17 protein-coding genes and 1 riboswitch are annotated in these 20,266 nt (G+C 52.8%); of the genes, 7 read left to right on the top strand and 10 right to left on the bottom strand.

Features of this window, described 5'->3' with window-relative positions; translation table 11 throughout:
* The 3 genes from B2067_RS10100 to B2067_RS10090 all read right to left on the bottom strand — a co-directional run.
* Nucleotides 1-1,861 (bottom strand): TRAP transporter large permease subunit (locus B2067_RS10100; RefSeq protein ID WP_301388343.1); only part of this gene is annotated, 1,861 nt, incomplete at its 3' end.
* A 184-nt stretch (nt 1,862-2,045) separates the two neighbouring features.
* A complete protein-coding gene (locus B2067_RS10095) occupies nt 2,046-3,560 on the bottom strand; it encodes a vanadium-dependent haloperoxidase (protein WP_301388341.1) in 1,515 nt (504 codons plus the stop codon).
* Nucleotides 3,561-3,904: 344 nt separating this feature from the next.
* Nucleotides 3,905-4,462: a gamma carbonic anhydrase family protein gene (locus B2067_RS10090; protein ID WP_301388338.1), complete on the bottom strand. Its 558-nt coding sequence runs from the start codon at nt 4,460-4,462 to the stop codon at nt 3,905-3,907.
* Nucleotides 4,463-4,566: 104 nt separating this feature from the next.
* Between B2067_RS10090 and prlC the strand changes: the two genes are divergently transcribed.
* Nucleotides 4,567-6,627, top strand: a complete 2,061-nt coding sequence (gene prlC / locus B2067_RS10085) for an oligopeptidase A (protein WP_301388337.1) — start codon at nt 4,567-4,569, stop codon at nt 6,625-6,627.
* On the top strand, nt 6,624-6,935 hold the full coding sequence (locus tag B2067_RS10080) for a YheV family putative zinc ribbon protein (RefSeq protein WP_301388336.1): 312 nt from the start codon (nt 6,624-6,626) through the stop codon (nt 6,933-6,935). Before prlC ends, B2067_RS10080 begins: the two co-directional genes overlap by 4 nt.
* Before the next feature lie 186 nt (nt 6,936-7,121).
* Here the strand turns inward: B2067_RS10080 and B2067_RS10075 are convergent, their stop codons facing one another.
* Nucleotides 7,122-7,478 carry a porin gene (locus tag B2067_RS10075; protein ID WP_301388348.1) on the bottom strand — a complete coding sequence of 119 codons (357 nt, stop codon included), beginning with the start codon at nt 7,476-7,478 and terminating at the stop codon, nt 7,122-7,124.
* Nucleotides 7,479-7,585: 107 nt separating this feature from the next.
* Nucleotides 7,586-8,359: an alpha/beta hydrolase gene (locus B2067_RS10070; protein WP_301388334.1), complete on the bottom strand. Its 774-nt coding sequence runs from the start codon at nt 8,357-8,359 to the stop codon at nt 7,586-7,588.
* A 137-nt stretch (nt 8,360-8,496) separates the two neighbouring features.
* On the opposite strand from B2067_RS10070, the gene B2067_RS10065 reads away from it, so the two are divergent.
* On the top strand, nt 8,497-10,275 hold the full coding sequence (locus B2067_RS10065; protein ID WP_301388333.1) for a hypothetical protein: 1,779 nt from the start codon (nt 8,497-8,499) through the stop codon (nt 10,273-10,275).
* A 4-nt stretch (nt 10,276-10,279) separates the two neighbouring features.
* Nucleotides 10,280-10,867, top strand: coding sequence for a penicillin-binding protein activator LpoB (locus B2067_RS10060; RefSeq protein ID WP_068435438.1), 588 nt, complete (start codon nt 10,280-10,282; stop codon nt 10,865-10,867).
* Nucleotides 10,868-11,140: 273 nt separating this feature from the next.
* Here the strand turns inward: B2067_RS10060 and B2067_RS10055 are convergent, their stop codons facing one another.
* Nucleotides 11,141-11,365 (bottom strand): hypothetical protein, encoded by a 225-nt coding sequence (locus B2067_RS10055; RefSeq protein WP_297533306.1) that lies wholly within the window; start codon nt 11,363-11,365, stop codon nt 11,141-11,143.
* A gap of 246 nt (nt 11,366-11,611) precedes the next feature.
* On the opposite strand from B2067_RS10055, the gene B2067_RS10050 reads away from it, so the two are divergent.
* Nucleotides 11,612-12,670 carry an LPP20 family lipoprotein gene (locus B2067_RS10050; protein WP_297533305.1) on the top strand — a complete coding sequence of 353 codons (1,059 nt, stop codon included), beginning with the start codon at nt 11,612-11,614 and terminating at the stop codon, nt 12,668-12,670.
* A gap of 4 nt (nt 12,671-12,674) precedes the next feature.
* On the opposite strand, the gene B2067_RS10045 is transcribed toward B2067_RS10050, so the two are convergent.
* The 3 genes from B2067_RS10045 to B2067_RS10035 all read right to left on the bottom strand — a co-directional run bounded on the left by B2067_RS10045 (nt 12,675) and on the right by B2067_RS10035 (nt 16,594).
* Nucleotides 12,675-13,343 (bottom strand): fatty acid desaturase, encoded by a 669-nt coding sequence (locus B2067_RS10045; RefSeq protein WP_297533304.1) that lies wholly within the window; start codon nt 13,341-13,343, stop codon nt 12,675-12,677.
* Complete coding sequence (locus B2067_RS10040; protein WP_301388329.1) at nt 13,282-13,764, bottom strand: fatty acid desaturase; 483 nt, start codon at nt 13,762-13,764, stop codon at nt 13,282-13,284. The genes B2067_RS10045 and B2067_RS10040 overlap by 62 nt, the downstream gene beginning before the upstream one ends.
* A 133-nt stretch (nt 13,765-13,897) precedes the next feature.
* On the bottom strand, nt 13,898-16,594 hold the full coding sequence (locus B2067_RS10035) for a CHASE domain-containing protein (RefSeq protein WP_301388327.1): 2,697 nt from the start codon (nt 16,592-16,594) through the stop codon (nt 13,898-13,900).
* Nucleotides 16,595-16,932: 338 nt separating this feature from the next.
* Here B2067_RS10035 and B2067_RS10030 point away from each other — a divergent pair, with 338 nt between their 5' ends.
* The gene (locus B2067_RS10030; RefSeq protein ID WP_301388326.1) at nt 16,933-17,901 is read left to right on the top strand and encodes a hypothetical protein; all 969 of its coding nucleotides are present in this window, start codon (nt 16,933-16,935) and stop codon (nt 17,899-17,901) included.
* Between the two features lie 46 nt (nt 17,902-17,947).
* Here B2067_RS10030 and htpX read toward each other — a convergent pair whose 3' ends face one another.
* A complete protein-coding gene (htpX, locus tag B2067_RS10025) occupies nt 17,948-18,841 on the bottom strand; it encodes a protease HtpX (RefSeq protein ID WP_068436660.1) in 894 nt (297 codons plus the stop codon).
* 125 nt (nt 18,842-18,966) lie between these two features.
* Nucleotides 18,967-19,074: riboswitch (TPP riboswitch) on the top strand.
* Nucleotides 19,075-19,165: 91 nt separating this feature from the next.
* On the opposite strand from htpX, the gene B2067_RS10020 reads away from it, so the two are divergent.
* Nucleotides 19,166-20,266 (top strand): TonB-dependent receptor (locus tag B2067_RS10020; RefSeq protein WP_301388325.1); only part of this gene is annotated, 1,101 nt, incomplete at its 3' end.

The following is a 20,266-nucleotide window of genomic DNA, read 5'->3' as shown; positions in this document are numbered from 1 at the left end:
CCACCAGTATCGATACGAGCACTGCCATCGCCAGCCATACTGAGTTGAAGTCCACCGGAATATACGACATGAGTTCAGCGCGTTCGACAACGCCGCCAAGACTCATCGACATGCCCATCAGCATCAACAGCGCACCGATGTGAACGATTGCTTCCGTGGTCGACTCACGCAGGGTTTTTTCCATGCTGTCACGGCCGTGTTTCAGATCCGCGAACGAATTTGCCAGGCGCGATTCAACGTAATCTGCATTCAGATTTTCACGTTTAAGTAGACCTTTCTCCTGTGCAATACGCTCATAAGCAATAATCGCCAGCAGCATCACAGGAAGGATGATAGGTGCAGAAAATTCGTCGAGATACGCATCCAGCAGTAACGCGTAAATGGCCAGAACAACACCGATTATAATGACGTACGGAATCAGCGGACGCAGCGAAGTGAAGAACTGCGACCAGGCATCATTACTGAAATCTGCTTTATTCGATTCGCCTTTGCGAGTGAGCAAAGCATAGAGAGCAAACAGAGTAGTCGTCAGTAAGAATACTTTTACACCCCAGCCAAACAGTTGGTCTGTGGTCACTTCTTTATTCAGTGCCGCAACGATAACCACCAGCAGGCATGGACGCAGTACCACCCCCAGAGAGCCAGACATCGCAGTCGCTGCCAGCGCTAGCTGACGACGCGTGCCTGCGCGGCGCAGCTCCAGATAAATCAGACCACCTACCGCAATAACGAAAATACCAGAGCCACCGGTGTAAGCCGTAGGCAGTGCGGCGAGTATGACGAGAACGACCGCAAAGATCTCCGGCGCCAGATTGAAAGGCCGGAATATATTGAACACCTTCTGTGCCATATCGGTCCGCTTCAGCAGCATACCGATCCACACATACAGACCAACGTTCAGGAACAGCTGCGACATTTCCATCATCTGATTCAGATGAATAGCAACGCCCGCCGGATGACCACTGAGAATAAAGTAAAGGCCCGTACCAATCGCCATGCTCGCATACAAGGGCACAGATAACTGAGCACGGAGGAAGCTGCCGCCCGGCTTAGCGTCATCAGGAATGACGAAGAACTGATAGATAGAGATAAATATCGGAGCCGCGAAACCCGCTATCCACATCCAGTGCAGAACGGCGTGCTCTGTAGAAACGTCGACGCCCGCGGAGAAAACGATATCTTTGAAATTCCAGACCGAATCAAACAGGACGGCGAACGCAATGCCCTGAGCTACCGCCGCGACACGGTAGTCCATCACGGTTTCCATTGGCTTCAGAGCAATATGGTGACGACGGAACAGCGCCGTACCGCCGCAGATCAGTACCAGTACTGCAAGCAGGATACGCTCTGCCGAAAGACCAATATCCCCCAGCTTAGATACCGCCAGCTCTACTGAACGGAATACCTCAACCCCTGCAGTGATCTGATCCATATTCTCTGCATAATGCTGATGTTTCAGCTGGCAACTCGCCTTAGAAGCGGTCAGAGACTGACGAAGCACCTCTGGACCGGGAGGTGGAGCAGCAAACAGATCAAATTCATCCGCCGGAGGAGCGGCCTCGATGCGCTTCTGAACCTCGGCATCAATGTCCATCTGCGGATCGCAGGTAGGCTCAACAGGGTCCTGACGCAGCTGGAAATAACCTTCCCATACCGACTCACCCAGCTGCAGAAGCTGACCATGAACCGTATGGCTGGTGTTCAGCAGGATAACGAAAACTAAAATCAGAAAGGCAGGCAGCGCCATCGACCATTCAAGCGCCGCATTAACATTGCGTTGGTTGTGCATCAGAGATTGCCCCGGAAACGTCTTTTTATTATTTCTTATGGTGGATGCTGAACCCGCTGTACTGGTCAGCATTTATACAAACGCCGGTAAGATCTGTTTTTTATAGACACATGTCAAGAAACTTTACCCAGCAGCAAGCGGCTGGCGCATGATGCGCGGTGCCAGATCCAACACATACTCATCAGCGCTCTTTAAAAGAAAACGGGGCCAATGGCCCCGTTTTTATCGCTACATAAGCAACTAGCAACTCAGCGGCTTACCACCACTTCTTGTTGCTGTATGTCGCAGGATCCCGCAGCGGCTGGCTTGGACCACGCTCTGGCGCAGTACCATCGATCAGAGACTGCATGTAGTCGTAAGCCATATCACCGAAGTCACCACACAGTGCCAGAGACTCATCAACGGCTGCCTGGAAGTGAACACCTGCCCAAACGCGGCTCTGACCACAATCCTGCTCGAACTCACTCCAGGTATTGAATACCAGAGTGGTATCCGCTGCTGGCGTCAGGCCTGGCTCGATGCGGGAAGAACCTGCCGGGTACTCAACCGGGAAGCCCAGCATGTCATCACCCAGGAACGCACGCGCAGACTGAGAGTGCGCTGCACAGAAACAAGAAGATGCTGATGGATACTCAGGGTGATCTGCTTCTTCCATGTAAGCGCGCCACTGGCTCGCTGGCAGCATCACAGTGCCTTCACCCGGACCGCCCCAGGCTTCAACAGGCTGATCGCCGTAGATGTGCTGGATTGCAGAGAATGGACGAACGCCATCGTACTCAGCCTTTTCCTGCCATACGAAAATACCGGCATCGAACGCTGCCATGTTGGTCAGGAAGTCCAGCTGGATAAACTCAAGCAGAGACAGTCCACGAGACTGAGCCGCGAACACAGCAGAGAAACCAAGTGAGAAAATCTTGTTATCAAACAGTTCCGCTTTCAGCTTCTGCTCTTCGGTCAGATTCGCAGACGCAACCAGAACTTCGTCAGCCTGTTGCTTATACAGGTGCTTGAAAGGCGCAAAGCTCTTTGCAGGCCAAGGCACACTGAAACGCTCTGGATCATCATAAGAATACGGCTCAACGTTCGCGTACTGAGGTGTTACGAACTGCTGAACTTTATAGAGACCCAGTCCTTTACGCTGAACATCTGGCTGCCACTTTGAAGGACGCTTGAGGTCATAAGCAGTGTTCTTTGGCTCATAACCTGTGTAGTCGGCATAAGGCTGTGGGTGCACATCTTCATTGATCCAACCAGCCTGGTTCATACCGTCATTCAGACGACCTTCTGCTACTGCTGCACCCGCAACGTTACCGATACCGACAGGAGTGGTCAGGTCAGTGCTGGTGTCATCAGGATCCAGACCTGCTTCAACCAGCATTCCACGCCATTCTGCAGTGCGCTGTGGCAGCAGCACTTTCAGCAGCTGATAAGACGCATACAGGGTCGCAATATTGATGTTCTCGTTGTCTACGCTCTCAGACGCAGGACGATTAGGAATACGTGAATACACACCTACCGCCGTTGGGTGGTAAGGCGCCGACGCGTCGTACCAGGCATTGGTCACCTGTGCTGTCACACGCAGAACCAGGGTTGCGTCACCCGCAGTCGCTGAGATGTCCTGGAAGATTGCAGGCGCGACTTTTGAGATCACCAATTCAACTGGCGCATTTCCTGTCTGCAGGTCGTAGGCAGAAGCCTGGTTTACAGCGATGGAGAGCAGAGCAGACGCAGCGAGAGCAAGCGGACGCCCCTTAAGAAGAGGGAGTTTCATAAGATTTTCCTTATCTGTTATTTAGAGTTTGCACCCAATACCGCCGAATACTTCCGCACGGCAGATAAGAATATGCGCCATTTTCATTTCTGATTCATTGCGTTTGACGGGTATTGCCATGACATAAAAGACAGGTTCAGGCCAAATAACGACCGCTGATCTTATTTGGCATAAAACGACTCAAAGGGTGACGCAAATTAACAACAACATGAAAGACTATTCGCGCCACCAGGTGACGCAAAGTCAATTCAGGACTCAATATTAATCATAAAGCTCGATTTTTTTGCTGATCAACGGAGCGAGCAAGGGAACTTTATTGGATTCACAAAGGTGACTGATAACCTTCAGTAATCAAAACCTTCCGCCATATGCTTGTCCTTGAGTTTGACGTAGTTCTCGGCGGTATAGGTAAAGTACTTGCGCTCTTTTTCGGTGATCGGCCTCGCCTTTTTTGCAGGTGAACCCATGTAGACAAAGCCACTTTCCAGCGTTTTTCCGGGGGGCACCATAGCGCCAGCGCCAATGATGACTTCGTTCTCAACAACAGCACCGTCCATGATCATAGACTTCATACCAACGAGCACCCGGTCCCCTATCGTACAACCATGCAGCATTGCCTGATGGCCAATGGTCACATCGTCTCCTATGATCAACGGATAACCGCCTGGGTTGTAGTCGGAGGCATGAGTGATGTGCAATACGGACCCGTCCTGAACCGACGTGCGCGCACCGATACGTATATGGTGCATATCGCCACGAATGACAGCTAAGGGCCAGACCGAGCAATCATCTCCCAGATGAACATCACCAGTGACAACCGCGGTGCGATCAACAAATACCCGTTCGCCTAATATCGGAGTGATGCCCTGATAAGAGCGGATGTCTCGGTGTGAACTGCTCATGCTGTCTCCTTTCTCTTGCGGCTCTGCTTGAATTCCGGCCATTTGCCCCAAATACTTACTTCATTGCTTTCGAAAGTCTATCAGTCATTGGGATATCGCCACTTATGTCCAACCCGCTTCTGCAGGCACATGCCTTACCTCCTTTTTCAGACATCAATGCTGAGCACGTACTGCCGGCGGTTGAAGAGCACCTGAACACCAACCGTACCCGCATCAGCGAGCTGCTGGGTAAGTTCGCCAGTGGTGAAGCGACACCGACCTGGGAGTCGTTAATCGAACCCATGGACGAGTGGCACGACGAGTTGAGTAAAGCCTGGTCGCCGGTCGGCCACCTCAACGGCGTACTCAACAGTGATGAGCTGCGTGAAGCCTACAACGCCTGTCTGCCACTGCTGAGCCAGTACTGGACGGAGTTTGGCCAGAACGAAGACCTGTTCAAAGCCTACGACGCGCTGAAGAACAGCCCGGAATTCGACAATCTGAGCGAGCCTCAGAAGACGGCGATCAATAACGCGCTGCGTGACTTCCGCCTATCCGGCATTGATCTGCCAGCGGATAAAAAAGCGCGTTACGCCGAGATCCAACAGCAGCTATCAAAGCTGACCAGCAAATTCAGCGAGAACGTCCTCGACGCCACCGCCGCGTGGACCAAACACATCACCGATGCATCAGAGCTCGATGGCGTACCTGAATCAGGTTTAGGCCTGCTCGCTCAGCAAGCTCAACAGCGCGAACTCGACGGCTACGTGATTACCCTCGACTTCCCGTCGTACATGCCGATCATGAGCTACTGCACCAACCGCGAATTGCGCGAAGAGCTGTACACCGCGTTTGTCACGCGTGCCTCGGACACTGGCCCGAACGCCGGCGAGTTCGACAACAGCCAGAACATGAAAGACATCATGGCGCTACGCTATGAGCTGGCGACACTGCTTGGCTTCGACAACTACGCTGAATATTCCGTCGCGACCAAGATGGCGGAATCTGGCCAAGAAGTCATCGACTTCCTCAATGATCTGGCCGCCAAAGCCAAGCCACAGGCGGAGCGTGAATTCGGAGAGTTGAAAGCCTACGCCGCCGACGAACTGGGCATGACCGACCTGAAACCCTGGGACGTGACCTTCGCGGCGGAAAAACTGCGTCAGGCTCGCTACAGCATTTCTCAGGAAGACATTCGCCCGTACCTGCCGGTGAACACCGTGATTAAAGGCATGTTCGAAGTCGTCTCACGCCTGTACGGCATTGAGTTTGAAGAACAGAACGAGTTCGATACATACCACCCGGATGCGCGTTTCTTCCACGTCACCAAAGACGGTAAGCAGATTGCTGCCTTCTATCTCGATTTATACGCCCGCTCGAAAAAGCGTGGCGGCGCCTGGATGGACGACTGCCGCGTGCGTCGCTCCACCAAAGACGGCGTGCAGCTGCCGGTTGCCTATCTGGTCTGTAACTTCAGCCCAGCGGTCGGTGACACGCCCGCCCTGCTGACCCACGACGAAATGACTACCCTGTTCCACGAGTTCGGTCACGGCCTTCACCACATGATGACCGAGATCGACGTCAGCGCGGTGAGTGGCATCAACGGTGTGGCTTGGGATGCGGTCGAGCTGCCAAGTCAGTTTATGGAAAACTGGTGTTATGAGCCGGAGGCGCTGGCCTTCCTGTCTGGTCATTATCAGACCGGCGAACCACTGCCACAGGAGCTGCTGGATAAGCTGCTCGACGCGAAAAACTTCCAGAGCGCCATGATGACCATGCGTCAGCTCGAATTTGCGCTGTTCGACTTCCGCCTGCATCGCGAGTACAGCGACAGCAACCCGGTGACGGCGGAGCAGATTCTGAATGAAGTCCGTGAAAAAGTGACCGTCGTACCCACGGTTGAATTCAACCGCTTCCAGCACAGCTTCAGCCATATCTTTGCCGGTGGCTATGCGGCCGGTTACTACAGCTATAAATGGGCCGAGGTACTGAGTGCGGATGCGTACTCACGCTTTGAAGAAGAAGGCATATTCAACCGCGATACCGGAGAAAGCTTCCTGAAAGAAATCCTCTCTCAGGGCGGTTCACGTGAAGCGGCTGAACTGTTTGAAGCCTTCCGTGGCCGCAAGCCGTCGGTGGAACCGCTGCTTCGTCATTCGGGCATTGAAATCCCGGAGGTCGCATGAGCGACATTCCAAACGAATATCAGACGCCTAAACGCCCGCGCCGCTTTATCGCCGGCGCGGTCTGCCCTAAGTGCTCCGAAATGGACCGCACCGTGATGTACACCAACGACGACGGCGACGAAGTCCGCGAGTGCATCAGCTGTGGCTACAGCCAGACAAGTAAGGAGCAAGCACAGGAAATTGCGCAGGCGGAAGGTCTGGCAACGGAACTCACCACACGAGTGACACCCGTCGATGGCAAAGCATTGCTGGACGAAGACGTTAAACCGCTGAAGATTATGGGCTTAGAAGATACTGACAGTAAGTAAATAGATCCTTCATCACACTTCACTAAAGTAGTGATGCGTCTTCGGGATATTTCCCGCTAAACTGTTGTCATAACCATCAGACATTACAACAGCACCCTAATACAAAACGGGCATTGCGGCAGGAAGCCGCAATGCCCGTTTTTATACCCGTATAACTGACCAGCCCGGAAGAAGAGAGCTGACCGTTCAGAATACATAGCTTATGCCGACACCAACTTCAGACTCATCGTCGATCTCGTCAGACGAGTTCTTTGTCGCGAAGACGTAGAGACCCACATCGTTACCCAGGTCGTAGGTTGCCCCCAAGCTAGCGCTCGTACTGTTCTCGGCCACATTATCAGATGCGCCATACTGCACCTGCACAGCCAGCTCTGTATTGATGGGGACTTCAGCAGATGCCAGCCAACCGGTCGTCGCCTCTGACTCTGCAAGTACATCGCGATGCTCCCAGAGAGCACCTAGCGCCACAGGTCCCAGTGGGTAACGAAGCACAAGACGAACAAGGTCGATGTCGTCGCCCTCGACCTCGGTGTCATAGGCAATGCCTGCACAGAGGGCGCGACGGTCGCTGCAAGGCCTGCGGCGATCACGCCTGTTCTGATTGTTTTCTTCATTTCTCTAACTATTTTTAATCCAGTCACGGTTAAAGGTCAGAGGCTATTGTCCTGTGCCCAGCGATCAAACTCCGGCATCACTCGTGGCAGACCTGTCCCGGTAACCAACATATGGTCCTGGTTGAAAAGCTCGACGAACTTTCCGTGTTCGAAACGCAGCGCTGTCGTCTTACCAATAGGCGTACGAACGATACGATCATCACTCCCTGCTATGACCAGAACCGGCGTTGTAATACGTTCTGGATAGACTTTACTGGCGCGTTTCTTATCGAAGAACCACATGGCCATCTCGAAGTAAGCCTTTCCGGATTCAGCTTTCAGCTGCACAAAGGCATCACGCATTAACTGCTCATCCTGTAGGTGCCCGGTGCTCCAGAAAAAGCTTTCCCATTCAGGCATCAAAGGCTTACGCCAGAAGCCCCAGCGCGAGAAATGATGTTGGAAAGTACGCAGCATAGAAGGGTAAGCCGCAAAAATGCCGGCCGCGGGCGCAGGTGCCAGCAACATCAGACCGGCGTGTTCCACTTCCTGAGCAACAAGTTGCGCGATAAGGCCGCCCATTGACCATCCGACAATAATCGGTGGTTGGCTCAGGCCGTTGATCAGTTCAATAAAGTCGTCACGATAATCCAGCAGACTGTTGTCTTTCATCGCCAGAGCGCCTTCAAGCAGGGGCAATTCATGATGACGCAGGGGCGGCGCATGAACTTCGTAACCACGCTCCTCGAATGCTTGCTTCATATCGTCCCATACTTCGGGATAACAGTAGGTTCCGGCAATCAATACAACAGGGGCTTTTGTCTTCGACATGAAAATAATCTCTTTTTTATCTGCTGGCCATAAATTAACAGAGCCATACTGTGCTGTCCCGGACAAATGCGTCCAATACGGGTGGCAGCTTGGCACGGGTAGGTTACACTCCTGAGTGTCGATGAAGGAGAACTGTTTTGATAGCCCGGCGACTGTTAACCCTGCTTTCAGCCCTGGTACTGGTCCAACTGGCTGGCTGCGCAACGTATGGAAGCGGTGTCCAACAGGCACTGACAGCGGTTGAAGAAGGTGATTACACCAAGGCGGCAACACAGATTCAGTCGTCTCTTTCTGCCGATGGCAAAGACCGCCTGCTCTACAACCTGGAGCTTGGCGTTATTCGTCACCTTGAAGGCAACTACGCAGAGAGTAATCGCCTGCTCGAAGACGCGGCTCGCATTAGTGAGGCGCTGAAGAAGAAACAACTCCGTGACAGTCTGGTCGTCATGATGAGCAACCCGCGCAACGCTGATTATGCGGGCAACACTCACGAAGAAATGATGATCTATTACTACAAGGCCCTGAACTACCTTGCGATTGCGGGACAATTGCCGCCCGGTAACGCTCGCCTCGACGCCATTGAAGGTGCGCGCATCGAATCCCGTCGCCTGTTACTTCGCCTGCAGGCCCTGCGCAATAACGAAGGCTCTTACAACCAGTACAAAGACAAAGAAGAACGCACCTTCTCAAAGGTCATGGACGTCTTCTCTGTGTTGGTCGGTAACCTAGTCGACACCGACGACCTCACCTATCGGGACGACGCCCTAGCGCATTACCTGACGGGCGTCAGCTTCGAAATGAACGACGAGTACGACAACGCCAGAATCAGTTATCTGAAAGCCGCAGAAAGTTACGAGTCCGGTTACTCAGAACAGTTTCAACTTGGCAACGGCATGGCTCAGCAAGCCTGGCTGGATGTTGCCCGAATGATGCGCAGAACCGGGTTTTCAGACAACGAAATAACTCAGATTACTGGCGGCAAACTGTCTGAATCGCAACTGAGCCTGCTGGACAGCGTTGCTGATAAAAGCCAGTTACTGGTGATTGAGCACAAGGGCCGCGTGCCCGAAAAGAAAGAGCTGAACCTACAGCTTTCAATCAATCCGAACCTGCGGGCTCTTGAGCTACAGCCGTACTTTTTTGAATACTCGCAAGAAGAGATCAACTGGTTCTACCTGCTGTATGCAGACAAGATGTTCTATGGTCTGGTGGCAGACTATCTCAACGCCACCCGTAATTTCCGGGTCGACTTTTTCACCAAGACCATATTCCTTGGCCCGCTGTACGACACCGCCGAAAGCATGGGCCTGACTAATGCCGTCGGCAGTTCCCTGAGGGTAGCTGTTCCTTATTACGGTCGCCCTCTCGATTACGGGCAAAGCCTGCTGACCATTGATCAACAGACCTGGTCTCTGGATCCGGCCGCCAGCCCGCAGTTGATGGCCATTCAGGAACAGATGAAAAATGCGGGGCCAGAGATCCGTGCTGCCCTGTCCCGCGCTGCAGTGAAAGCCATTACAGCGTCAGCGATCGGCTCGCAGGACTCCACTGGCCTTCTGGCCTTCGCTGGCAAACTTGCCGCTCAGCTCTCAGACGCGGCAGAAACCCGAAGCTGGTTACTGCTGCCTGGCGAAATACAGATCAGACGCTTGTTTCTTGAGCCCGGCGACCACACACTAACCCTCGACTCGCACCTGACCGACAATAGGCGGCAGCAAATCCAGAAGCAGGTATCCCTCAAACCGGGTGATATTCAGCTCTGGACTGTGCGCACGACGGGAGCTAATACAACCAGTAAGGCACTGCCTGAAAAGAATGAAGCTGCTCCTGAGCCGGATACTCAAGACGGAACTCCGACGACGGACTCCGTTCCAAAAACAGATAAACCGACCCGAAGACTGCCAACGAAGGAATGAAATTATGTTAAACCCTATTGCCCGATTCGCTGCCCTGACCATGGTTGGCGCAGCTGTTCTGACCGCTGGTTGCGCGACCAAAGTCAGTCGTGTTGATCCAGCAGAAGAAATCGCTCTGTCTGATCAGTGGAATAACAAAGATTCGGAGCTGGTCGCGACCGAAATGATCAACGACATGCTGTCGTTTCCTTGGGTGTCTGACTTCGAACTGGAAAACAATGAGCGCCCGACCATTATTATCCAGCGCATCGCGAACAAGTCGCACGAACATATCGCCGTTGATACCTTCGTTAATGACATCAAGCGCGCCCTGCTGCGCTCAGGTAAAGCAGACTTTGTCGTAGCTGGTGAAGAACGTGATGCCGTCCGTGATGAGCGTCGTGATCAGGAGCTGAACTCACGTAATGCGAAAGAGATGGGCCAGGAAGACGCGGCTGACTTTGCCCTGTCAGGTTCAATCAACAGCATCGTCGATGAAGCCGGTAAGAAGCGCGTAACTTTCTATCAGGTAGACATGAAGCTCATCAATATGGAAAGCAATCGCGAAGTCTGGAATGGCCAGAAGAAAATCCAGAAACTGCAGGAGCGTTAAGTTCTTCTTAACTTTCTTAGCTTCCCCAAAAAGCCTCGCTGGTATGACCAGAGAGGCTTTTTTAATGCATGGTCAAAAGCCACCAGAAACGTAATCAGAACAGGATGCGATATCCCGCAGTCACAGCCTGAGCATCGCCGGAGAAGCACGTGAACATCAGCTCGCCCCGCTCATCCGCCGAGACCGCGCCCTCGACGACAACTGAGTTGCTGCCCAGTGCAATATCACCGGCCGGTGAGGCCTCAAAAACACGACGATTACCGGTAGCATCTTCTATAAAAAACTCGCCTGATCGCCGGCAACGTCATCTGACACACCTATCTGCCAGTCGTTATCAGGAAAGGAAGCAGAGGAGCTTGTGTCGTCAAATAACACCAGTGGACTCGCGCTTTTCACCTTTAAGGTTTCAAAACCGAAGGTTTCGCCATCCCGGCATCCCGCTCCAACACAGACGCTCTCCTGAACGGCCAGTTCCTGTGTAATCACCTCGTCAGCCATCGGGTGTCCCTTTCAATTAGCAGGTTGTCGTCACAAGACAAATTTTTGCGAACAATTGCTTAATAAGTCACCACCGTCAAGTAATGTCTAATCTCGGTTACTGATTGTCACTGATGTTAGCTTTTTGCGGATGTGGGATATTGCGCCGCTTTTAACGGTCAGAGAGATGACATTCTCTCTTCGTATCAGGGTACACTCTACCCAACCCGATCGAACTGCTGCTTCAAGGACCTATTCGGACTGCCAATGATGACCAGATACCTGACGACTTCACTGATCCCTCTCACCCTCGCCATCAGCCTCCTGAGTGGCTGTAGCTCGCTGTATGAGAAGGACGACTCTGACGTGGTCCCCGACGATGTCACTCAGGTTCAGAGCCTGCCTGGCTGGGTGACACAGCAGCCGTCGGATAAAACGAAGGCATACGGTGTCGGCTCGATGGAAGTGTATGGGAGCCCGGATCAGGCGTTAAAGCGCGCAGCTGATTTTGCGCGCGCTGATCTGGTCAGTCGCCTGAAGGTGACTATCTCAGCAACCAACTCAAGCCGCATTAACGAGTACACGTCTGACGGTGAAACCCACCTGCAGAAAAATATCTCACAAGCCGTCAGCAGCACCATCCCGACAGTCACGCTGGATGAAGTCGTCATTCGCGACACGTATGTTGATGATAACTACGCCTACGCTCTTGCTGAGCTGGACCGAAGCGCGGCAGCGAGTCGTATTCAAGGACAACTACAGGAACTCGAGACCGAGCTTGAGATGATGCAAGCAGCACAGGTCACTGGCACCGGCAAGCTCGAACGCCTGCAGCAACAGTTACCTGCACTGGCTCTCTTTGCTCAACATGATCAACTGGCGGAGCAATATGCGTTTGTTGCCACCAGCAGAACCCGACCACAGGCCCCGCAGGCACTGCGCGACTACCGGGGAGATATTCTTGCTGCCGTGAAAGCGCTTGATGTCCGGCTGGTTCTGTTAGATGACGGCGCTCGCATTATGCGCGGCGGCTTATTTGAAACACTGACGAGCCAGGGGCTTCGACTAGGCGAAAGCGATAACCCAGACCTCAGCTTCGAAGTCAGCGCCAACCTCGACAGCCAGCAGCAGAATGGCAATTACTACGTATTTGCGAACGCGCGGGTGAACCTTCGAGACAGCAGCGGTAAGGTTTTAAGTTCGTTCTCAGACAGAGCACGTGGTGTGTCGGGCGTTCAGCAGAATGCCTTGAATAAAGCATCTGAGAAATTAGCAGAGCAGCTGTCAGAGGAACTGGCAGCCACTCTTACTCAGCGTCTTCGCTGACAGATCAGGCAGCCTGAGCCGCTTCAGGAGCTTGGGCAGTTACTGTGCGAGCTTCGAACTGCTCAGGCGTCATCAGGGTTGCGTTGTTTTCATCCCAGATAATGTAGCGCATCGAATGTGGAACATCTTTCAATGTCAGCCGCGTAACACTCTCAAACAACTCCCGGTTCTCTTCATGGCAATCGCGTAAACGGTAGTTAGGTATGCGCGCAGACAGATGGTGGATATGGTGATAACCAATATCTGCCGTGAACCAATGCAGGATTCGAGGCAGTTTGAGGTAGCTGGTACCTGCTAATGCCGCCTGATAGTAGTCCCAACCTTCGGTCGGTGACGCGTATGAGTTTTCAAAGTTGTGCTGAACCGTAAACAGTATAATCCCTGATGCGCCCGCCAACGAAAGAGCTACGATAAATACCAGTGCGAACTCAGCCGCACCAAATGCCATAGCCGCAAGGGTCCAGATACTCAGCAACGCAATATTGTTGCCGGTCATGTGGCGGAATTCTTTCCAGTCAGCCCAGTATCGCGTGCTGTAGTCAGAGGCCTTATTGCCTTTAAGCACATGCGCGATCAACCCGAACGTTCCCTTCAGCCAAGTGAAGCGTGGGTTAAACACGAAATAAAAGAAAGCCCGCCAGAGGCCCCATGAACAACTTACGCTGACGCGCATAGCTGCGCTTTTGTTTCGGCGTCAGTTCAGCATATTCCTGGGTCGACAACACCGTAAGCGGCCCACGGTATTTCTCCCAGTTGCCGTTGGTCGAGTGGTGATAATCATGGTGTCGCGACCAGACGTACTGAGGAACACCGCACACAACGCCAAAGATGAAACCGGCGATTTTATTGGCACGTGGCGACTCATACAGGCAATTGTGTCCACAGTCGTGGAGCATGACAAAAGCACGAAGCAGAAACAGTGTAAGGAGTAGCACTACGCCAGCGGTCAGCAACAGAGAGACCTCCAGTGCAGCAATACCTGCATAGGTCAACGCGAAGACTGGCAAGAGCGTGGACAGCGTCTGCTTCAATGCAATACCGTTGTTGCGGACAGCGTACCGCTTAATCAGGTCATTTTTTGTTTTTCTGAGCACCTATGCTCCGGTATCGATCTGCGTCATACCGCTCCCCTGAGAATTATTACAAAACGGGGACAGTCTAGCAGAACGATACGTTTCTGCAGCGGAACAATGTGAGCATGGTCAATTCAGCCTACGCATGGCCTGTTTAGCCACATTTACTAACCGCGTCCTGCACACAGCGGATCAGGCTCTCAGGATCAATAGGTTTGGCGATATGGTCATTCATTCCAGCAGCCAGACACGCCATCTTATCGTCATCCATCGCATTGGCCGTCATACCAATAATTGGGATTTCAGGCATCAATTTGCGAATTTCGCGAGTAGCTGCATAGCCATCCATGACCGGCATCTGCACATCCATCAGTATAAAGTCGACCGCTGGTCTGGCCGCCATCTGATCAACGGCCTCTCGCCCGTTCTCAGCGACCAGGGTGCTGATACCGTGTTTACTGAGAAACTCCTGTACGATCATCTGGTTTACCTTGATGTCCTCAACAATCAGGGCGCACTTACCCTGAAGTTGCCCACGACTTTCCGGAGCGCCCACATCATCAGCAGCGGCATCGCCAACGGGCAGATGCAAGTACGCCAGAAATTCACTGCCCTGACCTTCTGTGCTTCGCACCAGAATATCGCCTTTCATCATGATGGCGATTCGGCGGGATATACTCAGGCCGAGGCCCGAGCCACCGTAACGGCGGCTGATCGAAGCATCCGCTTGTCCAAACGCGGCAAAGATATGCTCCATTTTATCGGCGGGAATACCGACACCGCTGTCAGTGACACGAATCTGAAGCTTCTCATCGTCTGCCTCGTAACTGATATTCAGGTCGATATGGCCCTCACGGGTAAACTTGAATGCATTGCTAAGGAGGTTGAGGGTAATCTGCTCGATTCTCAATTCATCGCCTATCAGTACTTCAGGCACGTCATTAGCCAGCTTGATTCTGAAATCCAGTGCACTCTCATCGGCAATGTGCCCAAACAAAGCTTCCATCTTCCGCGCAATACGTCGCATGCGCACAGTGGATTTTTCTAGCTCCATGTTGCCGGATTCTATTTTTGCGTAATTCAGCGTTTGATTAATCAGTCCCAGCAAGGTCACAGAAGCAAGATCCGCTTTCTGCAGGTAGTTCTTCTGTACGGGAGTTAACGCCGTATCGAGCACCAACTTGAGAAATCCATTGATCGCATTAAGGGGCGTACGTAACTCATGACTCATGTTGGCGAGAAACGCAGATTTGGCGTCACTGGCAGCATTCGCCCGGGATACAGCGTCGCTCAGTTCTGCCGTTCGCAGCTCAACCTGTCGCCGAACCGTTTCAATCTGTCCCGTCGTTGTCAGCACAAATACCAGAAACAGCGTCGCAACCACAAACCCACCGGTCAGGATGACATAGCTGGTCCAGTCATTGCGCCCGTATACGTAATTCTCAGCAGGAAATATCTCCAGGTGATACTTACGTGTACCGAAGTAAGCATCGTAGCTATGCATGGGCAGGTTGGAGTGCGCCTGCTCCGCCGCCTCGTAGATTGTCAGTCGCTCGCCCTCGGTGACATCGTATAAATTGAAATACAGCCCCGACTGACGAGACTGGAAGACGCTTTCACCGAGAATGCCGCTGACCTTGAGAACACCGCTGGAATAACCGACAAGTGCTTCGTCGTCTTCAAGATCAAATACCGGCATGTACAGAAGGATCGCCCGCTTTTTGCCCGTTTCCTGAGCGAGAACAATAGGTGCGGTTGCCACCGGAACATGCTCTATCGCCGCTTTGTCGAGCGCTACTTTTCGCTCGGCGTTAGCCCCCAGATTCAGGCCAAAGGCACGGCGATTGGGCTCGAATGGGTAGATATATAAGACCGGGTAGTATGCATCCTGATGACTGGCTTCGATCAGGCGGCCACCCTCAGCAAGCTCGGTGAAGGTAAAACCGTCGATACCACGCTCACGGTAGAAAGCTTCCCAGCGGGCACGACCGCTGTTGTCGACGACCTCTGTCCAGCCTACGCCAAAAAAGGCATCGTCGCTCGCCATCACCCGTTTTGAGAACAGGGCAAACTCCTCAGGCGTAACAAACTCACTTGCACTGAATAAGGCGGCATAAGCAATCAGCCTGTTTTCTGAAATCGTCAGCCGTGCATCAACGAGCTGTGACAGCTCATCGGCAGAGGCCTGAAGGTCACTGACAATCCGCTCCCGGTTAAACCCGACCGACTTGTAAAAAAGTCCGAACACGGCAGTAAGGATCAGCAGTATGGGTACCATCACCTTGATTTTACGATCACGGCTGTAGACCTGCTCAGGAGCTGCCAGCACCATGATAACAGGCGTCACCAGTAGCGCCCCGATCGCGTCGCCAGCCCACCAGGTGATCCAGTTAAACGCCAGGCGTTCTGTGACAATAAACTCGTTAACGTAGAGGGTGATATTACCAATCGTTGTACTGACCACACTGCCTAAGGCGACGACGACAAAACAGAAGCGAATCAGGTGAGACAGCTCATCCCAGCGGCTGCGACCGGGGAGATAGGTACGGTACAGCCATGCTCCGAACAACCCTTGCAACGTTGCACCGGCTCCCATCGCCACGCCAGACACAAGAGTGGTCACCGACAACTCATTCAACGCTGACGTGGTGGTGTACAGGTTGGCAAGAACAGCGCCTGTCAAAACCCCAGCGAATGCAACGGTTCGGCTGAACAGTAGAAACGATGCCAAGGCAACGCCGGCGGCTGGCCAGACAGCAGCGGCGTAGTCAGGGGGGATGGCCAAGGCTGTGCCCAGACGGGCAAAGACAAAATAGGCCAGCGCAGCAATGAAGATTCTGACGAAGAACATACCACCGTCCGGGAACATAACTTTTCAAGTATAGACAGGGATTTGAGGTTGGCCTTCTCTCGATCAGAAGCCAATGGAGCTAGTCCGTTAACAGGTGGCTGGATGAATGCCATATATGAACTAGTCTCTGAAGAGACCCGTCGACCTGCTCAGCCAGTCACTCGGACGTCATCACTCGTGAGATTGGCGTAACTGGGTAAGGCATTTCAGGTCAAACCTGCAAGTGGTGACTTGGTACGCAACTTGTTTTGAAGCGGCGTCTGTCGTCTCATACCGCTGACCGAAAATATCCGTTATAGTTGGCTACTCGGCGACAATAACAATAATAGGAAGCCCCGATGGCAGAAAAAGACTACATTGCCATGTGGTATCACGCGCGCAAACCATACGGCATAACCGACACGATTTATTGGGGTTGGTACGACCCCGAAACCAACAGCACTGACTGGAAGACCTGGCAACACGCGGATACTGATGGCATGGCGGGCTTCGCCAATATCCTCCGGCCAATGGGCTACCCCTGTTACCCACTTCCCGTCTATAACGAAACCAGTGTTCCGGGCTGGCGAGAAATCTGCAAAGCCAAAAAAGAATTTCCAACCGAAGAAGGCAGGAAGGTCGTACGTTGGAAGAAAACCTACGAGAACACCCAGCACGACGCACTGACGCCGGAAATTTCCTGTTTTTCAGAAGAAGAAACCGCGAAACTGAACCAGTGGTGCAAAGAGCACAAGGTCAGCCCGGGTAGCCTGATCTACGCCGAACTCAGCAATATTGTTGCCGCACGCATGATTGAAGGCGACGATCCCTTTTACTGGTTTTATCCAGTCAACGTGCGCGGTGCGACAGGTATCCAGACTGAAAGCTTTAATCAGGTCTCTGGTTTTTACATGCTCACCAAGCCGACATCTTCTCCTCAGGAGTGGCAATCACAGATGCGGCAACGCTTTAAAGGCAAACAACACTGGGCAAACTGGAAGCTGGCAAACATTGGTAAGTGGGCTGGTATGACCGGCGTGAAACTGATCTACCGCATGACCAGTGGCAAACAGTTTTACATGGGTAGCTGCTCTAACATGGGCAGCTGGCCCCTGCCCGGCCAGGATAATCCACCCAAGCCAGATAACCGTCGCCTGGTTGCTGTGGCTCCGGGCACGGCCAACTACCCAATCTCGGCGACAACAACAGAGTGGTACGGTCAGTTGACACTGACGTTAAAGATGCACCCTCACATCTGCCCAGATCAACAGACCATCCGGGAAATTGCTGATGCGTGGCGCGATGCACTGCTGAAGAAAATACAATAAAAAAGCCCGCGAAAGCGGGCTTTTTTATTTGCAGAGGAAACGGTTATTACTGCGAATTACCGTAGCGCTGCTGAAGTGCCTGTATGCGCACATCAAGCGGTGGGTGAGTCGCAAACAGAGCTGAGAACTTACCTTCACCACGGATACCGAATGCGACCAGCTCGCCCTTCAGTTCACTTGGCTGCTCGTAAGTCTCTTTTAAACGCATCAGCGCCGACGCCATCGCAGCAGGGCTGACCAGCTCGGCACCCGCCTGATCCGCACGGAATTCACGGCGACGACTGAACCATGCCACGATGGTCGAAGCCAGAATACCGAGAATAATCTCTGAAACGATGGTTGCCACAAAGAAACCAATGCCCGGGCCATTTTCATTCTTGAGAATGGCCTTATCGACGAAGTTACCGATAATACGGGCAAAGAACATAACAAACGCGTTCACCACACCCTGAATCAGAGCCAGCGTGACCATATCACCGTTCGCTACGTGGCCAATCTCGTGACCCAGCACCGCTTTCACTTCTTCTTTACTCATACGCTGCAGCAAGCCAGTAGAGACCGCCACCAGCGCATCATTTTTGTTCCAGCCCGTCGCGAAAGCGTTAGGCGCATCCGACTGGAAAATACCGACTTCTGGCATGCCAATGCCGGCTTTGTCTGCCAGTTCTTTTACCGTACTGACCAGCCACTGCTCTCCGGAGTTATGCGGCTGATCAATGACCTGTACGCGCATGCCTTTCTTTGCCATCCATTTGGAAATGAACAGAGATACCAGAGAACCCGCCATACCGAAGACGAGACAGAAAATCAGCAGCGACTGGAGGTTAAGATCCGTGCCGTTCTGCTGGAAATACGAGTCCACACCCAGCAGACTCAGAGTGATACTGGCGACCAGAATTACTGCAAGGTTGGTCGCCAGAAAGAGAAATATACGAAGCATCTTTGTGCTCTCCGCTAATCAAGTAAGGGTCTGACACTGGTTATGAGGGTTTTACGCCCGCATATCAATAGATAGTGAGTGTAAAAAAAGGTGATGACAGTGGTGTTGACGCTTAGTTACCATGCGCCATACCCAGGGGGAGGTTGCCGAGTGCAGCCTGAGATTAGCTTCAAGCTTAAACCCCGGAACCTGATCCGGTTAGTACCGGCGTAGGAATGGGAAGGCAGTCGATACTGCACGACAATTCATACATTGCGCGCCATGCGCAGCTACGCGACAGCCGGGTCTTTGTTTACCAGTATCGTAAGGTTTACAGGCAGACCCATGACTCATAAAACGCTCCGCACTCCACTGGCTATTGCTGTAATGACCGCCTCCTCAATGGCGCACTCAGATGTCGAACTGACTCCCATCACCGTTGAAGCAGATTTCCGCCAGACCAATGTTCAACAAATTCCTGAAGCCGTCACGGTGGTTGGCAGCGAGGATATTGAAGCGCGCAGCGCGGAACACCTGGAGCAAGTGCTGAGCTTTGCCCCGAATGTGAATTACTCTTCTGGTGCCTCCCGTGGTCGCTTCTACCAGATTCGCGGCATTGGTGAGAGAAGTCAGTTCATTGATCCGGTTAACCCATCCGTTGGTCTGGTGATCGACGGCATCGACATGACTGGATTAGGCGGTGCTGCAACCCTGTTCGACGTTAAACAGGTTGAGATTCTGCGTGGTCCTCAGGGCACACGCTTCGGTGCGAATGCACTGGCCGGCATGATCAACATCCGTTCCAATGACCCGACCAAAGAAACCGAAGGCTACCTGTCTGCCCGCGCTGGTAACTACGACAGCTATGGTCTCGGTGGTGCAGTCTCCGGCAGCCTGACTGATTCTGTTCAGGGGCGTATCGCTGTCAACGGCTATCAGTCTGACGGTTACATCGATAACACCTTCCTGAACCGTGATGACACCAACAACATCGACGAAGTCGTTGCGCGCGGTAAGCTGGCGTTTCAGGTCAGTGATGACACTGACGTTAGTCTGACCTACCTCTATGCCGATGTCGACAATGGCTACGATGCATTCAGCCTGGACAACACTCGTGAGACGTACTCAAACGCTCCTGGCGTCGACGCTCAGGATACACATGCACTCGCCCTCACTTCTGAAACTCAGATCAATAGTGCATTGATTCTTCAGACCGAGCTCACTGCCAGCAAGTCGGACATTGAATACAGCTACGATGAAGACTGGGCATACGGAGAATACATCTTCCTTGCGGATGAGCCTGTGTACCAGCCTGATCCATGCGATACCACGCAGGGGCCATGTCTTGCCGACTTCGATGGTTACAGTTCATTTGATCAATACCTCCGTGACTATGAGCGCCAGTCTGCTGATGTCCGCCTGATGTCAGGCACTGATGGCCGTCTA

Source organism: Thalassolituus sp. UBA2590 (assembly GCF_002339775.1).
GTDB lineage: Bacteria > Pseudomonadota > Gammaproteobacteria > Pseudomonadales > Oceanobacteraceae > Thalassolituus.
This window is presented reverse-complemented; position numbering and strand designations above follow the sequence as displayed.